The sequence below is a fragment of the Arthrobacter sp. B0490 genome (assembly GCF_002929355.1).
GTDB lineage: Bacteria > Actinomycetota > Actinomycetes > Actinomycetales > Micrococcaceae > Arthrobacter_D.
The window spans coordinates 413,538-434,218 of record NZ_PJIR01000002.1 but is presented as its reverse complement, the minus strand read 5'-3'; the positions used below and the strand labels follow the sequence as shown (position 1 = coordinate 434,218).

General features: G+C 64.6%; 16 protein-coding genes. 11 read left to right on the top strand and 5 right to left on the bottom strand.

The window, feature by feature from the left end; translation table 11 throughout:
* Nucleotides 1-544: 544 nt before the first annotated feature.
* The 3 genes from ykgO to CXQ97_RS04915 form a co-directional block, all read right to left on the bottom strand.
* Nucleotides 545-667 carry a type B 50S ribosomal protein L36 gene (gene ykgO / locus CXQ97_RS04925; protein ID WP_082471366.1) on the bottom strand — a complete coding sequence of 41 codons (123 nt, stop codon included), beginning with the start codon at nucleotides 665-667 and terminating at the stop codon, nucleotides 545-547.
* Nucleotides 664-1,812, bottom strand: a complete 1,149-nt coding sequence (locus CXQ97_RS04920) for a GTP-binding protein (RefSeq protein WP_104179869.1) — start codon at nucleotides 1,810-1,812, stop codon at nucleotides 664-666. Before CXQ97_RS04920 ends, ykgO begins: the two co-directional genes overlap by 4 nt.
* A 99-nt stretch (nucleotides 1,813-1,911) precedes the next feature.
* Entirely contained in the window at nucleotides 1,912-2,385 is a 474-nt protein-coding gene (locus tag CXQ97_RS04915) for a DUF305 domain-containing protein (protein ID WP_258062276.1), read from the bottom strand.
* A 490-nt stretch (nucleotides 2,386-2,875) separates the two neighbouring features.
* Between CXQ97_RS04915 and CXQ97_RS04910 the strand changes: the two genes are divergently transcribed.
* The 5 genes from CXQ97_RS04910 to CXQ97_RS20625 all read left to right on the top strand — a co-directional run bounded on the left by CXQ97_RS04910 (nucleotide 2,876) and on the right by CXQ97_RS20625 (nucleotide 7,286).
* Nucleotides 2,876-4,036 (top strand): hypothetical protein, encoded by a 1,161-nt coding sequence (locus tag CXQ97_RS04910; RefSeq protein ID WP_258062275.1) that lies wholly within the window; start codon nucleotides 2,876-2,878, stop codon nucleotides 4,034-4,036.
* A gap of 81 nt (nucleotides 4,037-4,117) precedes the next feature.
* Nucleotides 4,118-5,068 carry a metal ABC transporter substrate-binding protein gene (locus tag CXQ97_RS04905; protein ID WP_258062274.1) on the top strand — a complete coding sequence of 317 codons (951 nt, stop codon included), beginning with the start codon at nucleotides 4,118-4,120 and terminating at the stop codon, nucleotides 5,066-5,068.
* The gene (locus CXQ97_RS04900) at nucleotides 5,061-5,885 is read left to right on the top strand and encodes a metal ABC transporter ATP-binding protein (protein WP_104179702.1); all 825 of its coding nucleotides are present in this window, start codon (nucleotides 5,061-5,063) and stop codon (nucleotides 5,883-5,885) included. The genes CXQ97_RS04905 and CXQ97_RS04900 overlap by 8 nt, the downstream gene beginning before the upstream one ends.
* A 2-nt stretch (nucleotides 5,886-5,887) precedes the next feature.
* Nucleotides 5,888-6,811 carry a metal ABC transporter permease gene (locus CXQ97_RS04895; protein ID WP_104179701.1) on the top strand — a complete coding sequence of 308 codons (924 nt, stop codon included), beginning with the start codon at nucleotides 5,888-5,890 and terminating at the stop codon, nucleotides 6,809-6,811.
* On the top strand, nucleotides 6,801-7,286 hold the full coding sequence (locus tag CXQ97_RS20625; RefSeq protein WP_181034976.1) for a Fur family transcriptional regulator: 486 nt from the start codon (nucleotides 6,801-6,803) through the stop codon (nucleotides 7,284-7,286). Before CXQ97_RS04895 ends, CXQ97_RS20625 begins: the two co-directional genes overlap by 11 nt.
* 698 nt (nucleotides 7,287-7,984) lie before the next feature.
* On the opposite strand, the gene CXQ97_RS04885 is transcribed toward CXQ97_RS20625, so the two are convergent.
* Complete coding sequence (locus tag CXQ97_RS04885; protein ID WP_104179699.1) at nucleotides 7,985-8,731, bottom strand: GAF and ANTAR domain-containing protein; 747 nt, start codon at nucleotides 8,729-8,731, stop codon at nucleotides 7,985-7,987.
* 263 nt (nucleotides 8,732-8,994) lie between these two features.
* Between CXQ97_RS04885 and CXQ97_RS04880 the strand changes: the two genes are divergently transcribed.
* On the top strand, nucleotides 8,995-9,831 hold the full coding sequence (locus tag CXQ97_RS04880; protein ID WP_258062273.1) for a GAF domain-containing protein: 837 nt from the start codon (nucleotides 8,995-8,997) through the stop codon (nucleotides 9,829-9,831).
* Between the two features lie 763 nt (nucleotides 9,832-10,594).
* Here the strand turns inward: CXQ97_RS04880 and CXQ97_RS04875 are convergent.
* On the bottom strand, nucleotides 10,595-11,575 hold the full coding sequence (locus CXQ97_RS04875; protein ID WP_104179866.1) for a LacI family DNA-binding transcriptional regulator: 981 nt from the start codon (nucleotides 11,573-11,575) through the stop codon (nucleotides 10,595-10,597).
* A 144-nt stretch (nucleotides 11,576-11,719) separates the two neighbouring features.
* Between CXQ97_RS04875 and CXQ97_RS04870 the strand changes: the two genes are divergently transcribed.
* The 5 genes from CXQ97_RS04870 to CXQ97_RS04850 all read left to right on the top strand — a co-directional run bounded on the left by CXQ97_RS04870 (nucleotide 11,720) and on the right by CXQ97_RS04850 (nucleotide 20,453).
* The gene (locus tag CXQ97_RS04870) at nucleotides 11,720-12,658 is read left to right on the top strand and encodes a carbohydrate ABC transporter permease (RefSeq protein WP_104179698.1); all 939 of its coding nucleotides are present in this window, start codon (nucleotides 11,720-11,722) and stop codon (nucleotides 12,656-12,658) included.
* A gap of 65 nt (nucleotides 12,659-12,723) precedes the next feature.
* The gene (locus tag CXQ97_RS04865; protein WP_258062317.1) at nucleotides 12,724-13,593 is read left to right on the top strand and encodes a carbohydrate ABC transporter permease; all 870 of its coding nucleotides are present in this window, start codon (nucleotides 12,724-12,726) and stop codon (nucleotides 13,591-13,593) included.
* A 52-nt stretch (nucleotides 13,594-13,645) separates the two neighbouring features.
* Nucleotides 13,646-14,998: an ABC transporter substrate-binding protein gene (locus CXQ97_RS04860; RefSeq protein ID WP_104179696.1), complete on the top strand. Its 1,353-nt coding sequence runs from the start codon at nucleotides 13,646-13,648 to the stop codon at nucleotides 14,996-14,998.
* A gap of 175 nt (nucleotides 14,999-15,173) precedes the next feature.
* Complete coding sequence (locus CXQ97_RS04855) at nucleotides 15,174-17,210, top strand: beta-galactosidase (RefSeq protein ID WP_258062272.1); 2,037 nt, start codon at nucleotides 15,174-15,176, stop codon at nucleotides 17,208-17,210.
* A 102-nt stretch (nucleotides 17,211-17,312) separates the two neighbouring features.
* Complete coding sequence (locus CXQ97_RS04850; RefSeq protein ID WP_258062271.1) at nucleotides 17,313-20,453, top strand: Ig-like domain-containing protein; 3,141 nt, start codon at nucleotides 17,313-17,315, stop codon at nucleotides 20,451-20,453.
* Nucleotides 20,454-20,681 lie beyond the last annotated feature (228 nt).

The window sequence follows — 20,681 nt, the reverse complement described above, 5'->3', positions numbered from 1 at the left end:
CCAGCCCAAACACGGGCTGGTGCTGTTTTTGCTCCCAACGATGCACGTTTCTGACTATTTAAGGCTCGATCGCTTTGATGGTCAGTGTGCGGCTGGAGTTGACGTAGTCAGGCGGATGGGTAGCCCCGATCCGATCACGGCCTGGCGGAGGCCATCAGGCAACATACTGGCTTGTCCGGTGATCGGCTGCCAGTGCTCGACCCAGTGGGCAAGCGATTGTAGGTGGCCGTCCTGGTTGAGTCCGCCCAGCCAGATGGAGGGACCGGTGGTGTCTTCACTCGAGATGCGGATCGCGACGGCACCGACGACTCCCTGGGCGCACTGCTGCAGACAGGGCGAGGAAATGAGGATCCCGCCCCGGGATCGGGCGACAGCACCGGCGAGGTCATCACGGCAGGTTTTAGTCAGAGCAGCGCACCGGTGGCCGGCGCAAAGGGCGATGACGACCCCGGCCCTCGGCCCCGCAGGATCTCCTTCTGCCTGAGCGGTGGCGTCTTTTCCGACGCTCTTCTTGGGGGCACCTTGATCCGCCGGTGTCATGGGGCTAGCCCTGACGGGCCTTCATGCGTGGGTTCTTCTTGTTGATGACGAACGTCTTACCGCGGCGCCGGACGATCTGCGCTCCGGGGACCTTCTTCAATGCACGCAGGGAGTTACGAACCTTCATGATGTTCCTTCTCTAGGTGAGGCGGGGTGCTGCTGGTACTCGGCGCCGGTCGCATGGTGCTCGGGCATGGTTCGCAATTCCTGATCGGTCAGGGCGCAGGCGTCGAGCAGATTGATGATGTCGGCGTCATCGAGGTCGTCACCGGTCAGTGCGATATGCGTGCCGCGGCACCACTCCCCCTGACCTGCTTCGTGGCTCCAAGCTCCGCCGTTGGCCAAAGCAATACGCGGACCGACCCCGTGCACGGCGATCCGGGTGTCCGACAGGCCTGCGATCCATGCGCTTCCGCGGACGAAACAGCACCCCTCCGAAATGGCACCAAGAGCGGTACGGAATCGGTCCGGATGCAGGGGCCGATCGATGCGATGTTCAAAGGTCCGAAACATGGCCGGGGACGTGGTCGAGGTGTGTGATGCGGAGTCCTGGGCCAACAGCTGTGGCGGTGATGGCGAAGGTTGGGGCGGGGCCAAGACTGCACCGGGAAGGCTTCGTGATCTGGCAGCCGCGTCGTCGTAGGTGCCGAGGTCGGTGATGCTTACCGTGGTGAAAGCAGGCACAAGGCGTGAGTGAGGGGCGAGTTCGCTGATGAGTTGGATACCTCGGACCAGTGCATTCGGGTCCGGTGGCAGGAGGTTGCTGGTGGCAGCCAGGACCGTATCGGCGAAGAGGAACTCCCCGATCAGGAATTCCCCCGGCGTCCGGCCGTCCTCGGGAACGGCGGTATAGCCGGACTCGAAGAGAGTGTGGTGGTCCCACAGCTGATCCTCCACATCATCAGGGCGAACCGCCAACGCGACCGTATCGATGGTGAAAGCACGTGGGGCGACAGTGTGCAGCCCGTCGATCGCGTTCTGAACTGTAGTGCCGGGTGGCAACCCCACAATGTCCCGGGTCGTCCCGCCCCTGGCGAGACGCAAAAGAGTCGGTGCGAGATCCAGGCGGACCGTGCAACTCAGGCACCCATGCTCCAGCACCGACGTCTCTTGATCCACGAGGCACTCACCCTTGTGCACGCGACGAATCACCACGCCGTCATCGAGCAGATCGTGCAGAACCACCGGAGTACCGGGGAGGGCTTGCGCCAAAGACGAGGCTGCACTGTTACGGCTGAGCGCATCTAGAGATGTGACGATGACGAGGTGCATCACCCCACCATATGAGAATCATTCTCATATGGCTAGTTCATTTGTATGGGCGCTTGATATCAACAGGACTCTCGGACTGCCTGCGCCCCACCTGGCCCCTCAGAGGCCGTCCATCAGTCGCCGCATGTCCTCTATCTCCGACTTCTGTGTCTCGATGATGTCTCCGGCGAGATCCACAGCGCTCGGATTCTGCCCGTCATCCACTTCGTCTTGCGCCATGGTGACCGCGCCCTCATGGTGCGCAATCATGGACTCCAAGAACAGGCGCGACGCTTCCTCGCCCTGAGCGCTTTCCAGGGCCGCCAGTTGATCTTCCGTCAGCATCCCGTCCATGGAATGCATGTCATGGCTATCCATGCTGCTTGCCGCGGACTCGCCCCATGCTTCCAGCCATTGGGTCATGAGGGTGATTTCCGGTGCCTGAGCGTCCTTGAGCGTGGTCGCGATGAAGGTGATTTCAGGATCGAGACTGTCCTTGGCGAGCATCATCTCGCCCATATCCACCGCTTGCTGGTGATGCGGAATCATCATCTGCGCGAACATGACATCGGCGTGATTGTGCTCGGCGGCCACTTGCTGGGTGGAACTCGTCGCGCGTGAAGTGCGCCCCCCCCGGCACCCTCGGGCTCGGGGCTCGATGATGAACCGCAGGCAGTCAGGCTGACGAGCGCGGCAATCGCGAGAGAGGTCAGTGGAGGTAGTCGCTGTCTGGGCACTTTCATCCTTTGGTATTGGCCTGATGCGTCGTTCCGTGAACCCTCCAACGTCAGGCCGGCACCCACGATGTGAACGGCTGTCAGTATACGCAGATATGGCTTAGTTGAGAATGATACGCATTTGCATCTAGCCTGAGGGCATGTCGATACATCTTCGAACTTTTCCCTTGTCCACCGCCGTCCTTGCAGCCTTGGTGCTGACCTCCTGTTCCACCGGTTCCTCGGAACCTGCCGCCGATGCATCAGCGCCGGCGTCCGCCTCTGCCGAATCTTCAACGGAGGAGAGCAACGCACCCAGCGCTGAAAGTTCGGACCGCCAGGAGGTCGATGGTCTGGCACCTCGAGCGGTGCTGACCTATGACGGCGGGATCATTACCGTCGACACCGAAACCGGTGAGGTGCTCGCCAATACCGAGTCCGAGGGCTTCCTGCGGTTGAACAATGCCGGAGATGGCCGGCACGTGCTGGTCAGCGCCGGCAAGGAGTTCCGCGTGTTCGACTCAGGGCTCATCGTTGAAGGTCACGGGGATCATGACCACTACTACGAGCAGGCCCCCGAGCTGACAGGCTCGATGATTGAGGCCCCTGAGGCCGGGCACGTCGTCGCGCACGAGGGGAAGACAGCGCTCTTCGCCGACGGCACCGGAGCCATTTCCATCATGGCTACTACGGCCTTCGAGGACGGTCAGATCAGCTCCGATGAGGTGCAGGGATATTCCACTGACGCCGCCCACCACGGTGTTGCTGTTCCGCTGAGCTCAGGGGACCTGCTCATGACGCAGGGAACCGAGGACTCCCGCAGCACAGTTCAGGTCGTCTCCCCCGACGGCGAGGTCCTCGCCGAGACCACGGATTGCCCGGGTGTGCATGGAGAAGCGGCAGCGATGCCGACGTCGGCTGGGGATGTTGTGTCTCTGGGCTGCGAGAACGGTCCTGTCGTGTACCGCGACGGCGAGTTCCACAAAGTTCCCGTCGAGGAGACCTACCAGCGTTCGGGCAACCAGTTCGGCAGCCACGAATCACCGATCGTCCTCGCCGATTACAAGGTCGACCCCGACGCCGAGCAGGAACGCCCGACGCTGGTCGGCCTGATCGACACCAACACCGCCACCATGAAGACCGTCGACGTCGGCTCGGCGTACTGGTTCCGCTCGCTCGCCCGCGGCGCCGAGGGCGAAGCCCTCGTCCTGACCTACGACGGCGAACTGAACGTTCTCGACGAGGAAACCGGCGAGGTCATCCACGAGGTCCCAGTCGTAGCACCGTGGGAGGAGCCCGACGAGTGGCAGTCCCCCGCCCCGACCGTGAAGGTCGGAGCAGACGGCTTCGCCTACGTGACCGAGCCGGCCGCCAAGAAGCTGCACGTCATCGACGTCACCGACGGAACCCTGCTGGACAGCTTCGACCTCCCGGAAACACCCGTTGAACTCGCGGTCGTCACCGGAGAGAGCGAAACCCCGGGCCACGAGCACGCCGAGGGCGAAAACCACTCCGACAGCGAGGGCTAAGCCACCTGCACCACCAAGCCGCGACGGCCTCCGGGTCGTCGCGGCCTGCCCTCCAGCACACCATCATCACGCAAGGAACCCATGCACTCCCTTCCCCGACCCCCGCTCGTCCTCACGGCCATGATGGCGATGACGGTCATGACCGGTCTGGCCCTGTCCGCCTGCGCCCCGTCCAACTCCTCGAATCCCGCCGGCTCAACCGGCTCTGCCGATGGGGAGACAGAATCGATGCGGGTCCTTGCTTCGTTCTACCCTTTGCAGTTCGTTGCGGAGCGGGTCGGCGGCGAGAACGTCGAGGTGGGTTCCGTCACTCCTCCTGGCGCTGAGCCCCATAATCTGGAGCTCTCCCCGGCGAAGGTGGCTGAACTGGCCGACGCATCGGTGGTCATCTACGCCTCCGGTTTCCAGGCCGCCGTGGACGAAGCCGTCGAACAGACCGCACCGGAGCACGGTATCGATGTGGCAGAGGCGGCAGGACTCTCCTCGACGGACGGCAGCACCGCCAAGGACGGGGAAGCAGCCGACCCACACTTCTGGCTCGACCCGGAGCGCCTTACCGAGGTCACGAAAGCAGTCGCCGAGCGCTTCAGCGAAGCTGACCCGCAGAACGCGGACGCCTATCAGGACAACGCCGACCAGCTCACCGAGGAGCTGTCCGCCCTCGACGAGGAATTCAGCATAGGCCTGGCCACCTGTAAGCGTCGGACGATCGTCGTCTCACATGAGGCATACGGCTACCTGGCCGACCGCTACGACCTCGAGCAGACGGGAGTCTCGGGCATCGATCCAGAAGCCGAACCGGCACCAGCGCGAGTCGCGAAGATCCGCCGCGTCATCCAGGGCCAGGACATCACCACCATCTTCACCGAATCGCTCGTCAACCCGAAGGTCGCAGAGACGCTGGCAGCGGACCTCGGCGTACGAACAGCACTGCTGGACCCTTTGGAGTCCCACGCGGAAGCCAGCGGGGACTACCTCGACATCATGCGCAACAACCTGGGCGCCCTGCAGGAAGCCCTGAGCTGTGAGTGAGCGCAGCGGTCCGCGTCCCGCAGTTCACCTCGACGCACTCCACGTACAACTCGGCGCCAACACCGTGCTCAAAGGCATCGACCTCACCGTCCCCGACGGTCAGACCCTCGCCCTGCTCGGGGCGAATGGTTCAGGAAAAACGACACTGGTGAAAACCCTCCTGGGTTTGGTGCCGACCACCAAGGGGCAGGTCACCCTGTACGGAGCGGATGTGAATGCTCGCCGTTCCGTGCCCTGGTCGCGTATCGGGTATGTTCCGCAGAGGGTCAACACCAACCCCTCCATGACTGTCACCGCCGAGGAAGTCGTCGCCGCGGGACTGCTCGACAATCGCCGCCTACTTCCCGGGCCACGCGCGCGCGAGCGGGTGCACAACGCTCTCGACCAGGTCGGTCTGCGCGAACGCTCCCACGAAAGCGTCCATCTTTTCTCCGGAGGTCAGCAGCAACGAGTCCTGATTGCCCGCGCCCTGGTGCGTCAACCGGATCTCCTGGTCATCGACGAGCCGATGTCCGGCATCGACCAGGAATCCCAGACCGCACTGGCAATCAGTCTGAGCGAACTCCAGACCAAAGGGACCACCATCGTTGTCGTGCTGCACGATCCCGGGGTACTCGCCCCGCTGATTCACCGCACGATCATCCTCGACCAGGGACGAATAAGCCGTGACGAAATGATGGACACGCAAGACCCTCACCGACTGACTCCCGGCCCGGTGACCTCGGATACCACTGCCGGGCATCACGTACACGGCAACGACGGCGTACCCTCCTCCGGGCGGCTCTCACTCGATCTCACTACCGGCTGGCGAAGGTAACCATGACTTTCCTCGACACGCTGCTGTCCATGCTCGCCAGTCCGCTGATGCAGCGAGCCCTGATCATCGCCCTCCTCGTAGGCGTCAGCGCTCCAGTCATCGGGACGTATCTGGTGCAACGCCGCCTGGCCCTGCTTGGCGACGGCATCGGCCATGTGGCGCTGACAGGAGTTGCGATGGGGTGGCTCGCCGGCGCTGCCGCCGGTACCGGGTCCGCGGACGCGCTGGCCGTGCCAGGCGCAATCGTCGCGTCCATCATCGGAGCCCTCCTCATCGAATTCGTGCGTGAGCGCGGCCGCACCAGCGCCGACCTCGCACTGGCCCTGCTGTTCTACGGGGGTATAGCCGGCGGCGTCCTTCTGATCGGGATCGCAGGCGGAACAGCAGCGAACCTCACCGCGTACCTCTTTGGATCCATCTCAACCGTTGACACCCTCGATATGTGGTTGAGCGTAGGGCTGGCCGCCTTCATCCTCACCATCGGTCTCGGCCTACGCTCGGCACTGTTCGCCTTGTGCTACGACGAGGAATTCGCACGCGCCAGCGGGCTACCCGTTCGTACCCTGAACATCCTCGTCGCCGTCACCGCCGCGCTCACCGTCGCAATCTCCATGCGCGTGGTCGGCGTGCTGCTGGTCTCCGCACTCATGATCGTGCCGGTCGCCGTGGCTCAACTCGTCGCGGTGTCCTTCCGAGCCACGATGGGCTTGTCGATGGCACTCGGCGGACTGGTCTGTGTCGTGGGCCTGTCCATCACGTACTTCCATGCGCTCTCCCCGGGCGCCACGATCACGGTACTTGCGATCACCCTGTACGCCGCAGTGGCAGCCATCCGCCCACTCTTTCACCGCCGGCACCCAAACGCCCCCGAATCCCGGTCCAAAGTCCAGCTCCGGCCCCAGCTCGAGGCAGCACATGAGCGCTGACCCGCACCACGAACCCGTTACCCGGGCAACCCGCCAGCGGGCCGCAATCCTCAGCGTGCTCCAACACAGCGCCCACTACCGAAGCGCTGGACAGCTGTATGCGATTTTGTACGACCGGGGCGAATCTATCTCCCGAGCAACGGTCTACAGGGCTCTGCAGTTCTTCGTCGCAACCGGAAGTCTGAAAGTCCTACACACAGCCGATGGTGAAACCAGGTACCGCTGGTGCGACAGGGCAGGACGCCACCTCCATCTCATCTGTCGGCAATGCGGGCGGGCCGAAGAAATCGCAGGGCAAGCCCTGGACGATACGGCCACCGACGCAGCACAACGCCTTGGCTTCAGCGACGTATCCCCGACAGCCGAAGTGTTCGGTAACTGCAGCGCCTGCCCCACGAAAACCGAGACGAACGACCTTTCCGCGCAAGGACACCGCAGACCAACTCCCCGCTCTAAGCACGTCCTCAAAAGCTGAAGCCTTCCGAGACACGGCACCGGTACGACAGGGACGACTCAAGACTGTTGCGGCGCCTCGTTGAAGGTTCAAGGCATGCGGATTGACCTAAGGCAATCTAATGGCCTATGGCCTATTACCCATCACGTGGGCCCCGCCTGCCCACTATTACTGCGGGGAGCTGGGACCCGAAGCTAGGTCAGACCCTTCCCGCGTTCCAGCAGGACGACGCCGTCATCGAGGGTGGCACTTTCGCCCCCGGGGCCGATCGCTGATCGAGCACGATCTTGTTTGGAGCCGCAAGACCGCTCAGATCGATTCTTGCGCCAGGGACGGAAAACACCCCACCAGGGGTTCTATGGCGCCGGGTACAGCACCCCAACGTCCGTCACAAGCTAGGTTATCGGCGATGCAGGTGCCCTTTACGATGGGCTGGGTACCGCCTGACTGGCGGCTGCTCCAGCTCTTTCCACCGTGCCGTGCCTCTGTGTATCTGTGTCGGAACCGATCGGGCGGGCGGACAGTCGCACCTTATTTCCCCTGCCAGATTGCTCATTCGCCGCGTTAAGAGATTCTAAGTTGTTATAATAAATATCTTTGATTGGTATAGATTTTTATACTTGCGCTTGGAACTGAACCCCTACATGGTTATGGGAGCTTGAGTGGAGATCACTTTCGTAGCCTGACTTGAGCCACCACCGCTGGCGGGAAGGTGTGGGTCAGTTGGTGAAGTGGGTGCGCGGGGTGGATCCAGTGGCGTGCACAACCAGGCCCCGGGCGATATCGCGGATTTTTTTGTTCCGGGTGTTCGACGCTCGGCGAAGGATCTCGAACGCTTCCTCCTGAGTGCATCTGTTCTGGCCGATGATGATGCCGACGGCCATGTCGATAGTGGTCCGCGCCTCCATCGCCGTACGCATGTCAAAAGCAGCGTCCTGATATCGGGCCACCCGCATCGCCATCTCGAGGGCCTTGCCGGCCTGGGCCGCGAACACAGCAGCAACGCGCTGCTTCTCGCTCGTGAAGTACCCGGCCGGTCGGGCGTAAAAATTGAGCGCCGCGATTCCTTCGTTTCCAACCTTCAGCGGGACGCTGAGCATTGACGCGAACCCGGTGACAGCCGAGGAACTGAAATACCGGGGCCATCGCGCATCGTGCCGGGCGTCGTCGACGACCACAATCTCATTAGCGGCTATCGCGACGAAGGAGGGCCCTTCTCCGACGTCGTGATGGATCTCATTCAGGGCCGCGGCCGTCTCGGAGCTGCTCTTGACACTCAGATGCCGGTTGCCGCGTCGAGACATCAGCCCGCACGGCACCGACTCCCCATTGGCGAAAAGCTGCTCCCCCAGCACCGCTAGGTGGTCGAGGAAGTCCTCGATGTTCTGGTCTTCGAGCATCAGGGCCTGCGGATCGGTGGCATCGGAATGCGCAGGGTGCTGCTCGGGACACGTGTTGTCCTGCATGAGGGCCAATTTACGCCTCCCCGCACCATAACGGACCGCGCCAGCAAGACTCCTGCGCTGATTGTGGGAGCTTAACCGAATACCACTTTCGCAGCCTGACTTGAGCCCCTTTCACCGTTGATCCCATGACACCAGAAGCACCGCGGGCCCGCAGCGCATCCCATGCACGACCCAGCACGACGGTGCACCCGAGTAACGTCCTCTCGGATTCCTCGTGGGTTCCGATGGCGCGCAGTACCGTGAAATAACAAGCATGCTGATCCGTGGTGGTTCGGGGTTTCGACACCATCGTGGTCGGCCTTCATTCAACCGGGACGTTCATTGTGGACCAACACGCGCATCAGGATCCTACGCGCGCCGCGCTCATCGAAGCCGGCCTCCTTGTCAGGGAATTGTGGATCAGTTACTTCAGTTTCGGCGGGAACCTGTCCCAGCTGGAGGTAGATGCTTACCTCAAAGGCCATTTCGACATTCCCGTGTTCGACCGTGATGTGCTGGCCGCAGCAGCCAACGAACTCCTCAAGGATGCTTCCTCGGCCATGCAGGTCCCAAACAGCACCGGAAGCCAAGCGTTCATGCCTGACGATGACGGGCGGAGGATGCTCGGTGCCGCCGGCGCGTTTCTGCTGTCGGCGGCAGAAGTGGAATCAGAACGACTGGACTCTGTCACCCGCACACACCTGCTGGATACACCCGGCGAGGAGCGATTCGACCGGATCACCCGTCAAGCCAAAAATCACTTCAAGGTCAGTACAGCGACCATCGCCCTGATCGATGACCGCCGCCAGTTCCTCAAATCCATGGTGGGCAACGTGTCTCAGAACATGCCCCGGCAAATCTCGTTCTGCAACGCCACGATCCGCAACGCGGGACCTCTCATCGTCAACGACGCCCGAACCGATCCCCGCTTCAAAGCCAACCCCCTGGTCCTGGGCGAGCCCTACATCCGCTTCTACGCCGGTCATCCTCTGCAAGGACTCCGCGGATGGACAGTTGGGACGTTGTGCATTATCGACCAGAACCCTCGGAACTTCTCACCCGAGGATGAACAGACATTGCGAGAACTCGCCGTGAGCGCCGAACAGGAAATCAACACCTGAGACCCGCATCCGCGACGGCATCAAACAACGCCGAACGTCTCTACAAGACGTAGCCTGAGCGGAACCGCACAACACCAGCCGGAGCCCACCACCGAAAAAAGGGGTAGGCCGATATGCAGTTAGCCCACTGGCGAGTCGTCATGCGGGGTTGGTGGGCTCAAGTCAGGCTGCGGAAGTGGTCTCCACTCAAGCTCCGATAGCCACCTACAACCCCGGATCCGGTTGCCTCCCCGTGTCATGGGACACAGGCAGAAGGAGAATCGCTCGGGAGGCAGGAAATCGACGCGCTCGACCTCATCGTCGCGCGGACTCCGAGGTCGCTGCGGTCCGGGCGGGCATGAGCACGCTGTCCGCCGCGCAGCGTGGGACGATCCAACTCGCCTACTACGCCGGCCCCACCCATTTCGAGGTCAGCGCATACCTGGGCATCCCCGGGCCGACCCCCAGAACCCGCATCCGAGACGGCATCAAACACCTCGAAACCTCTCTCCGGGACGTGTAGCCAATCACCACACCATGATTTTCGGCGTGCAGGGTCAGAGATCCTGCATTGCGGTAATCCAATCGAATCGTTCTTCGTCACCTAAATTGATCACCCCCAGAGTGATTGTGACCGTCCCTAACCGAGCGCCACCCCCTCTTGGTGCGGCCCTGCACATAACGCGAGGTTATCGGCGATCGCGCCTTTTAAGAACTAGGCAACTATGCTGACAACAACAATGCTCCGTATGCGTGGCATGCGCTCCTTCCGAAGCCCTGTTCGTTATGCAGATCGTGCAGTGCTTTCTCGCACCACTAGACGCGTCGGGACGAGGTCGAGTCCCGGCTCGGTGGAGTTCTCCCGCATCTGCTTCAGCACCTTGTCCACGCAGCGCCGGCCAACCTCTGCGAAGTCTTGGTGCACTGTTGTCAGGGGCGGGCTGAACGCGGTGCTGTCCGGGATGTCGTCGAAGCCCACGATCGAGACGTCCTGGGGCACCCGAATGCCCTTCTCGTGGAAGGCTCGTAGCACCCCCAGTGCCATCTGGTCGTTCGCCACGAACACCGCCGTACAGTTCGCCTCGGCAAGGGTCAGGCCAGCGACGTAGCCCGAGTCCGCGGACCAGTCCCCCCGCAGCAATGGCGGCTCGACGCAATCCCGAGCGGCAAGGGTGGATCGCCATGCATTCACACGCCGTTCCGATGCGAACGAGGCCGACGGTCCGGCAACGTGCCATACGGTTTCATGCCCCAGGTCCAGCAGGTGCTCAACGGCCTTCTGCGCGCCGTCGGCCTGGTCCGTGTCGATGACGCTGTAGCCGTCGCTTGCATCGGAGTCCACCACCACGGCATGCACGCCCGGCGGCAAGGACACCGTGGCGGCGTCGAGCAGGTGGACCTCCATGATCACGATGATGGCGTCCACCGCCAGCTCGTTCAGCCGCGAGAACGCCCCCCGCACTCCCGCCTGCGTCGGCGCGGAGACGGGAATCAGCGTGATGGCGTAGTCCTCCTCCGCGGCCCGGGCCGCAATGGCCTCCAGCGTGCGGACGTTGCCGGTGGTGGAGAGCGTGAAGAGGATGACGCCGAGCGTGCGGAAACTCCCCCGCTTCAGGGCGCGTGCCGCACTGTTGGGGCGGTAGCCCAGCTCGTCCATCGCCTCGATGACTTGCTGTCGCGTCGACTCGATGACCCCGGGGTTGCCGTTGGAGACGCGGGACACCGTCTGGGCCGAGACGCCGGCCAGGCGGGCGACGTCGGACATGGAGACGCGCCGGTCCTCACGGACGAGGTGTTGACGCGACATGGATGACATGTGACTATCGTAACAATAATGTTTACGTAAACATCCAGCTCACCGCCCTGTTATGTTTACGCAAACATCACCGAGAGGCAGAAGGATTCACCCATGACGACGGCGTCACCCCCACCGGCCACGCTCGGCACGCAGCCCAGGCCCGCGAAGCGGGCGCAGAAGCGCACCCAGAAGTCCTCCTGGTCCGGCTGGCTGTTCATCGGCCCCTTCATGGCGGTCTTCGCGGTTGTCTTCCTGGCCCCGATCGCCTACTCCATCTGGCTCAGCTTCTTCCGCAACCAGCTCGTGGGCGGCAACGGCTTCGTGGGCCTCGAGAACTACAGCCAGGTGCTGCAGGACTCCCAGTTCTGGTCCTCCCTGATCCGAGTGGTCCTCTTCCTCGCGGTGCAGGTCCCGGTGATGCTGCTGATCGCCCTGCTGGTGGCCCTCGCCCTGGACAGCGGCAGGCTCTACGGGAAGTCCTTCTTCCGCATCTCGATCTTCCTGCCCTACGCGGTGCCCGCCGTTGTCGCCAGCCTCATGTGGGGCTTCATGTACGGGACGCGTTTCGGCCTGGTGGGCAACATCAACAGCGCCCTCGGCATCAGCCTGCCGAACCCGCTCTCTCCCGAGCTGATCCTCGCCTCGATCGGCAACATCGTCACGTGGGAGTTCATCGGCTACAACATGCTGATCTTCTACTCCGCGCTCAGCGTGATCCCGAAGTCCCTCTACGAGGCCGCGGAGATCGACGGTGCCAGCCAGTTCCGCCTCGTCACCGCCATCAAGCTCCCCGCCATCCGCGGGGCGATGGTGGTGGCCGGCATCTTCTCCGTGATCGGCAGCTTCCAGCTCTTCAACGAGCCCGCCATCCTGCAGAGCCTCGCGCCGAACTCGATTTCCACGTACTTCACCCCGAACCTCTACGCCTACTCGCTGAGCTTCTCCGGCCAGCAGTACAACTACTCCGCCACCGTGGCCATCATCATGGGCGTCATCACGATGGTCATCGCCTACGCAGTGCAGCTGCGCGGCATGCGGAAGGAGAGCTGACCATGAGCATCGCCGTCGAACCCACCCGCGCCGAGAAGCAGAAGCCGAAGCCCGCGTATGTGCGCATGAAGAGCACCCGCCGCGGTGTCGACAACCCGAGGCGCAGTCTCCTGCTGACCGTCCTCACTGGCGTCATCCTGATCTACAGCCTCATCCCGCTCGTCTGGCTGTTCATCAATTCGTCCAAGACCCAGGCGGACCTCTTCACCTCGTTCGGCCTCTGGTTCAGCGGTGACTTCGCCCTCTTCACGAACATCGGCGACACCCTCGCCTACGACGACGGCATCTTCGGCCGCTGGTTCCTCAACACCGTGCTCTATGTGGTGGTGGGCGCCGGAGGCGCCACATTCCTCGCCGTCCTCGGCGGCTACGCGCTGGCGAAGTTCCACTTCCCCGGCAAGAAGGCCGTGTTCGCCGTCGTCATCGGCGCGGTGGCCGTGCCCGGCACCGCCCTGGCAGTCCCCACCTTCCTCATGTTCAGCGAGATGGGCCTCACCAACACCCCGTGGTCGGTGATCATCCCGTCCCTCATCTCCCCGTTCGGCCTCTACCTGATGTGGACGTTCGCCTCCGAGGCCATCCCCACCGAACTGCTGGAATCGGCCCGCATGGACGGCGCCGGCGAATTCCGCACGTTCTTCCAGATCTGCCTGCCGCTGCTGGGCCCAGGCATCGTCACGGTGCTGCTGTTCACCATGGTGGCCACCTGGAACAACTACTTCCTGCCGCTGATCATGCTCAAGGACCCGACCTGGTACCCGCTCACCCTGGGCCTCAACGCCTGGAACGCGCAGGCCTCGACGGCCGGCGGCGAGGCGATCTTCAACCTCGTCATCACCGGCTCGCTCCTCACCATCCTCCCGCTGATCGCAGCGTTCCTGCTGCTGCAGCGCTACTGGCAGTCCGGCCTCAGCGCCGGCGCCGTCAAAGAGTAAGACCCCTCCCAAGAACCCCCTTCCGAAAAACGATGAAGTGAAAAGGAACCCCATGAAGAGCAGAATCTCCCCAGCAGTGCTGCGCGGTTCGGCACTCGCCCTCGCGGCAGCCCTCTCCCTCACCGCCTGCGGCGGAGGAGGCGGGAACGACGCCGGCGGCGCGGCGCCCGAAGAGGTCAGCGCCGACGACGTCCAGGCAGCCCTCGAGGCCGGCGGCGACCTCACCGTCTGGGCCTGGGAGCCGACCCTGGAGAAGGTCGTCGAGGACTTCGAGGCCGAACACCCTAACGTCGACATCGACCTCGTGAACGCCGGCACCGGCAACGACCAGTACACCGCTTTGCAGAACGCCATCGCCGCCGGGTCGGGTGTGCCCGACGTCGCGCAGATCGAGTACTACGCCCTCCCCCAGTTCGCCCTCGCCGAATCCGTGAAGGACCTCACCGGCTACGGCGCCAGCGACCTCTCCGACACCTTCAGCCCCGGCCCGTGGAGCTCTGTCCAGGCGGGCGACGGTATCTACGGCCTGCCCATGGACTCCGGGCCCATGGCGCTGTTCTACAACACCGAGGTCTTCGAGAAGTACGGCGTCGAGGTCCCCACCACCTGGGACGAGTACGTCGAGGCCGCGCGCACGCTGCACGAGGCCGACCCCAATGTGTACATCGCCAATGACACAGGTGATGCCGGTTTCGCGACCAGCCTCATCTGGCAGGCAGGCGGCAAGCCCTACACGGTGAACGGCACCGACGTGAAGGTCAACTTCTCCGACGAGGGCTCCACGAAATTCGCCGAGACGTGGCAGCAGCTCCTCGACGAGGACCTCCTGGCCCCCATCAGCTCCTGGAGCGACGAGTGGTACCAGGGCCTTGGCACCGGCACCATCGCCACCCTCGCCACCGGCGCCTGGATGCCCGGCAACTTCACCTCCGGCGTCCCCGCCTCCGCCGGCAAGTGGCGTGCAGCCCCGCTCCCCCAGTGGGAAGAGGGCGGCACGGCTAGCGCCGAGAACGGCGGCAGCTCGCTGACCATCCCCACAGCGAGCGAGCAGGGCGCCCTCGCGTACGCCTTCCTCGACTACGCCAACGTGGGCGACGGCGTGCAGACCCGGATCGACGGCGGCGCCTTCCCCGCGACATCGGCGGCCCTCAAGTCGGAGGAGTTCCTCAACTCCGAGTTCGAGTACTTCGGCGGCCAGAAGGCCAACGAGATCTTCGCCGAGTCCGCGCAGAACGTCCCCGACGGGTGGTCCTACCTGCCCTTCCAGGTCTACGCGAACAGCGTGTTCAACGACACCGCCGGCCAGGCCTACGTCTCGGACACCCCGCTCAAGGACGGCCTGAAGGCTTGGCAGGACGCTAGCGTCAAGTACGGCACCGAACAGGGCTTCACCGTTTCCGAGTAGACCCCGGCTTCATCACCAGACCCGGGCCGGGCGGGAGCTCGCGCGCACCCGCCCGGCCCGTTCCACCTCCCGCTGGACCCGCCATCCTCGCCCCGTCCGTCCAGGGAACGACGACGGCGGGGAGCAACATGCGTGCGCCGCAAAAGCCTCAGGCAACACCCCAAGGAGCTGTACCGTGTCAACACCCACCACCCACCGCTGGTTGCGCTGGCCCACCGACCCCGATCGTAAGCGGATGGCCTTCGGCGCCGACTACAACCCGGAGCAGTGGCCGCGCGAGACGTGGGATGAGGACGTACGGCTCATGCGGGAGGCCGGCGTTAACGTGGTGTCGCTCGCGATCTTCTCCTGGGCCCGCCTGCAGCCCGAGCGTGACACGTGGAACTTCGCGTGGCTCGATGAGATCATCGACCTCCTGCACGCCAACGGCATCGCCGTCGACCTCGCCACCGCCACCGCCTCCCCGCCCCCGTGGCTCGCCACCGAGCACCCCGAGATCCTGCCCGTCACGGCCGACGGCGGCACCCTCTGGCCCGGCGCCCGCCAACACTGGCGCCCCACCAGCCCCGTCTTCCGCGAGCACGCCCTGACACTCGTCACCGCGATGGCCGAACGCTACGGGGACCACCCTGCCGTCTGCGCCTGGCACATCTCCAACGAACTCGGCTGCCATAACATCTACGACTACTCCGACGACGCCGCCGGCGCCTTCCGCACGTGGCTTACCGACCGCTACGGCAGCATCGACGCCCTCAATGACGCCTGGGGCACCGACTTCTGGTCCCAGCGGTACACGCGCTTCGAGCAGATCCTGCCCCCGCGCCAGGCCGCCTCGCACCCGAACCCCACGCAGCAGCTCGACTTCAAACGGTTCTCCTCGGACGCCCTGAAGCAGTACCTGCGCGCCGAACGCGACATCCTCAACCGCATCACCCCGGACATCCCCGTCACCACGAACTTCATGGTCATGGGCGAGACGAAGGGCATGGACTACGCCGACTGGGCCGCCGAGGTGGACTTCGTCGCCAACGACCACTACTTCGTGCCCGGCCCGCAGGCCGTCGACGAGCTCTCCTTCTCAGCGAACCTCACCGGCAACATCGCCGGCGGCAGGCCCTGGTTCCTCATGGAGCACTCCACGAGCGCCGTGAACTGGCAACCCGTGAACACCCCGAAGAAATCCGGCGCCCTGCGCCGCGACTCCCTCACCCACGTGGCCCACGGCGCGGATGCCGTCTGCTACTTCCAGTGGCGGCAGTCCAAGGCCGGCGCCGAAAAGTTCCACTCTGCGATGGTTCCCCACGCCGGCGAGGACAGCCCGATCTTCCGCGACGTCGTGGACCTCGGCCGTGAGCTCGGCGAACTGTCCGCCGTCGTCGGATCCCACCGCAGCGCCGCACCGGCCGCGATCCTCTTCGACTGGGACTCGTGGTGGGCGTCCGAGCAGGACTCCCACCCGTCCGACCGCCTGCGCTACAAGCAGGAGGCCCTGGACTGGTACTCGGCGTTCCTCGCCCTCGGCATCCGCGCCGACGTCGTCCCCACCGCCACCGACCTCACCGGCTACGGGCTCGTCGTCGCGCCCATCCTGCACACCGTCCCCGCGGGGCTGAAGACGCGCCTCGAGGAGTACGTGGGCGGCGGCGGACACCTGGTCGCAAGCTACTTCAGCGGCATCACCGACGAGAACGACCACATCTGGCTCGGCGGCTACCCCGGCGCCCTCGCCGATCTGCTCGGTGTGCGCATCGACGAGTTCGGCCCGCTGCTCGACGGCGAGACCGTGCAGCTCGACAACGGCACCGCCGCCACGTTCTGGGCGGACCGCGTGCAGCCCCGCGCCGACGGAGTCGAGGTCCTCATCCGCTACACCACGGGCGAGCACGCCGGTGACGTTGCCGTCACGCGACGCACTGTCGGGGCCGGCAGCGCCGCCTACGTGGGCGCGCGACTGGGCGCGGAGGGCATCACCCCGGTCCTCGTGAACCTCGCCGAACGCGCAGGGATCACCAGTGAGCTGCCCGCTGAGCTTCGCGGCGCCGTCGAGCAGATCATCCGCACCGATGACGACGCCGACTACGTCTTCCTCATCAACCGCACTGACGCGCCCGTGGACATCACCGGCGTCAACGGCGACACCCTGACCGGCGAGGAGTCGAAGCTGGCTCCCCGCTCCGTCACCGTCCGAAAGCTCATCCGTACCACTCAGTAACGCCCAGAAGGAATCAGCACCACTGATTAAGGAGCACATTCAATGATGAATCGACCCAGGCGAGCCGCTTGTTCCAGGGCTGTCGCGACCGGGGTTGCCGCCGTGCTGGCGGCAGCCTCCCTCATCGGAGTGGCGGCGCCGGCCCAGGCCGCTCCCCCGGCCCCACCCGCACCTCCCGCGGCACCCGAGGGTGCACTCACCCTCACCCCGGACCCCTCCTACCAGGGCGAGGAGTTCGAGGGCTGGGGCACGAGCCTCGTCTGGTTCGCGAACGCCACCGGCGACTACCCGGACGAAATCCGGAACGGCCTCGCGGAGTTGGTCTTCGGGCCCGAGGGCCTGAACCTCAACATTGCCCGGTATAACATCGGAGGCGGTAACGCCCCCGACGTGAAGGACTATCTGCGTCCCGGCGGCGCCGTGGAGGGCTGGTGGAACGCACCCGAGGGCACTACGCGCGAGGACACCGCCTGGTGGGATCCCGAGGACCCCGCAGACTGGAACCTCGAGGCGGACGCTACGCAGCGCTGGTGGATCGACCGCATCAAGCAGGACATCACCCACTGGGAGACGTTCAGCAACTCGCCGCCCTACTTCCAGACCGTCAGCGGCTACGTTTCGGGCGGCTTCAACTCCACGGCTGACCAGCTGAAGCCCGAGAGCATCTCCGATTTCAACGCCTACCTGGTGCGCGTCACGGAGGAGATCGAGAAAGCGCACGGCATCGAAGTGGACACGCTCGATCCGTTCAACGAGCCGAACACCAACTACTGGAGCACGCGGCTCGGGGCCGACGGCAACCCGACCGGTGGCCGCCAGGAGGGCGCCCACCTGAGCCCGCAGCTACAGCAGCAGGTCCTCCGCGACCTCGCCACGAAGCTCGAGACCTCCAGCGCCAACGCGACGATCTCCGCGATGGACGAGACCAACCCCGGCCTCTTCGCCACGAACTGGAACAGCTACCCCGAGGACGTCCGGAACCTCGTGGACCAGCTCAACGTGCACACCTACGGCACGGACCAGCGCACCACGGTCCGGGACATCGCCAAGGCCGAAGATAAACCCCTGTGGATGAGCGAGGTCGAGGGCTCCTGGGGTGACGGCCAGAGCTTCACCAGCATGGAGCCGGGCCTCGGCATGGCCAAGCGCATCACCGACGACCTCCGCGAACTCGAGCCCACCGCCTGGGTGTTCTGGCAGCCCGTGGAGGACTACGACAACATGAAGCCCGGCGGCGAGTCCGCGGCCGGCGCCAACTGGGGCAGCATCCAGATGCCCTTCGACTGCACCGACGCGGACACCCTCGAGAGCTGCCCCATCTACACAAACACCAAGTTCAACACCGTGCGCAACTACACGCACTACATCCAGCCCGGCGACCGCCTGGTCGGCGTGAACGACGAGGACACCACCGCCGCCGTGACGGAGACCGGCGCGGCAGTCGTCCACATCAACGAGTCCACCGAGAACACTCCTGTGGTCCTGGACTTCTCGAAGTTCGGGTCCATCGCCCAGGGGGCCACGGTGATCCCCGTGGTCAGCGACGCCAACGGCGCACTCGTCGAGAGTGAGCCAGTCGCGATTGACGGCGGCTCCGCCGTCGTCACCGCGCCCGCCGAGTCCGTCACCACGTTCGTGGTGGAGGGCGTCTCGGGCATCGCCGAGGACGCCGCAGCCATCCAGGACGGCCACGTCTACCGGCTGCAGGGCGTCCAGAGCGGCAAGTCGATCGAGACCGCGGGCGGCACCGCCGTCATCAGCACCAGTGACACCGCCGATACGCAGCAGCTCTTCCGCTTCACCAGCCTCGGCGAGGACAACACGAACCAGGAGCGGTACTCCATCACCACGCTCGACGGCGCCTCGCAGCTCGCCGACGAGGGCGGTGCCGCCGTCATCGCCCCCGCAGGTTCGAACCCGCGGGCGGAGTGGATCGCCTCCACCACCGGAGACGGAACCTACACCTTCGTCAACGCCGAAACGGACCTCCTGCTCGAAGTGGGCGGCGGCTCCACCGCCGAGGGCGCACCCGTGACCCTGTACCTTGCGAACTCCGGTGCGAACCAGCGTTGGACGCTGATCGACGAGACGGTGCTCGGCGTCGAACCCGCCACCGCCTTCACAGTCCCCGGCACCGCACCCGTGCTGCCGGAAACCGTGACACCGGTCTACCGCGACGGCGCCCGCGGGGCCATCCCCGTGACGTGGTCGAAGATCCCGAACGACAACCGCTGGAAGAAGCCCGGGACCGTGACCGTCACGGGCACCGCGACGGACAACCTCGGCAACACCTTCCCCACGGAGGTCGTGGTCACGGTGGACAAACTCGTGTCCACGCAACCGGCCCGTGCCAAGACCGTGGTGAACAGCGTACCGACGCTGCCCGCCACGGTGACCGCGGTGGGCAGCATGGGCGGCACCTTAGAACGCCCAGTCACCTGGAATACCCCCGTCAGCTACTCCACGCCCGGCATATATGAACTCACGGGGCAGGCCGATGCCGGCAACGGCACTACTCTCCCGGCGATCGTCCTGATTAAGGTCACCGAGCGCGCACCAGAGAACATCGCGGACGACGGCGGCACCACGGCCACCGCGACGTTCACCGAGCGAGGCTACGGTACGACAGGCCTGTTCAACGGGAACCTACAGGACAAGGCATGGTCCAACTGGAAACCCAGCAACAAGAACCTCACCGATACGTTGACGGTGAACCTGCGCCAGGCGCAGCCGCTGAGCGGCGTGAAAGTGCACTTCTTCCGCGACGGCAGCAGCGACAGCTACGCGCAGACGGTGCAGCTGCAGGTTCAGGGCGCCGACGGTCAGTGGTCCGACTCCGGCGCCCCCGTGACCGTGCCGGCAGGTGCTCCCGCGCCAGTCGTGACGCTGCCCATCAACGGCGTGACAGCCCAGTCCGTGCGCGTGGTCATGACCGCTCGGTCGAACACGCACATGGTCGTCAGCGAGATCGAAGTACTCGATTGGGTTCCAGTGACCTCCGTCGAACCGACGCTCTCTGGGATCAGCATCAACAACGCGCCCGTCCCTGGCTTCTCGCCCGACACCATGACGTACTCGGTGCAGGCGCGAGGCAAGCTGCCCACCGTCACGGCCACCGCGACCGATCCTTATTCGACCCTGGCGATCACGCAGCCCACGCAGGGCACCCGCACCGCGGTCATCGAGGTTACGAGCGAGGACGGCACCACCACAACCACCTACCGGGTGGACCTCACCAAGTAGACCTTCTACCAAGAGAACAAGCGACGGGGCGTCCGCAATAGCGGGCGTCCCGTTGTTGTAGGCACCGTCCACGCGGAATCGATACGTTCACCCCCGCAGAAGGTCACGGGCGGCAATACAAAACGTGTCAGAAGCTTGGTTATCGGCAGTTCATCAAAGCTATTCAGCAGGGGTTGCAGGTGAAGCAAATCGGACCGTTCCGCCAGGTGCAGGCATTGATTACCAGAG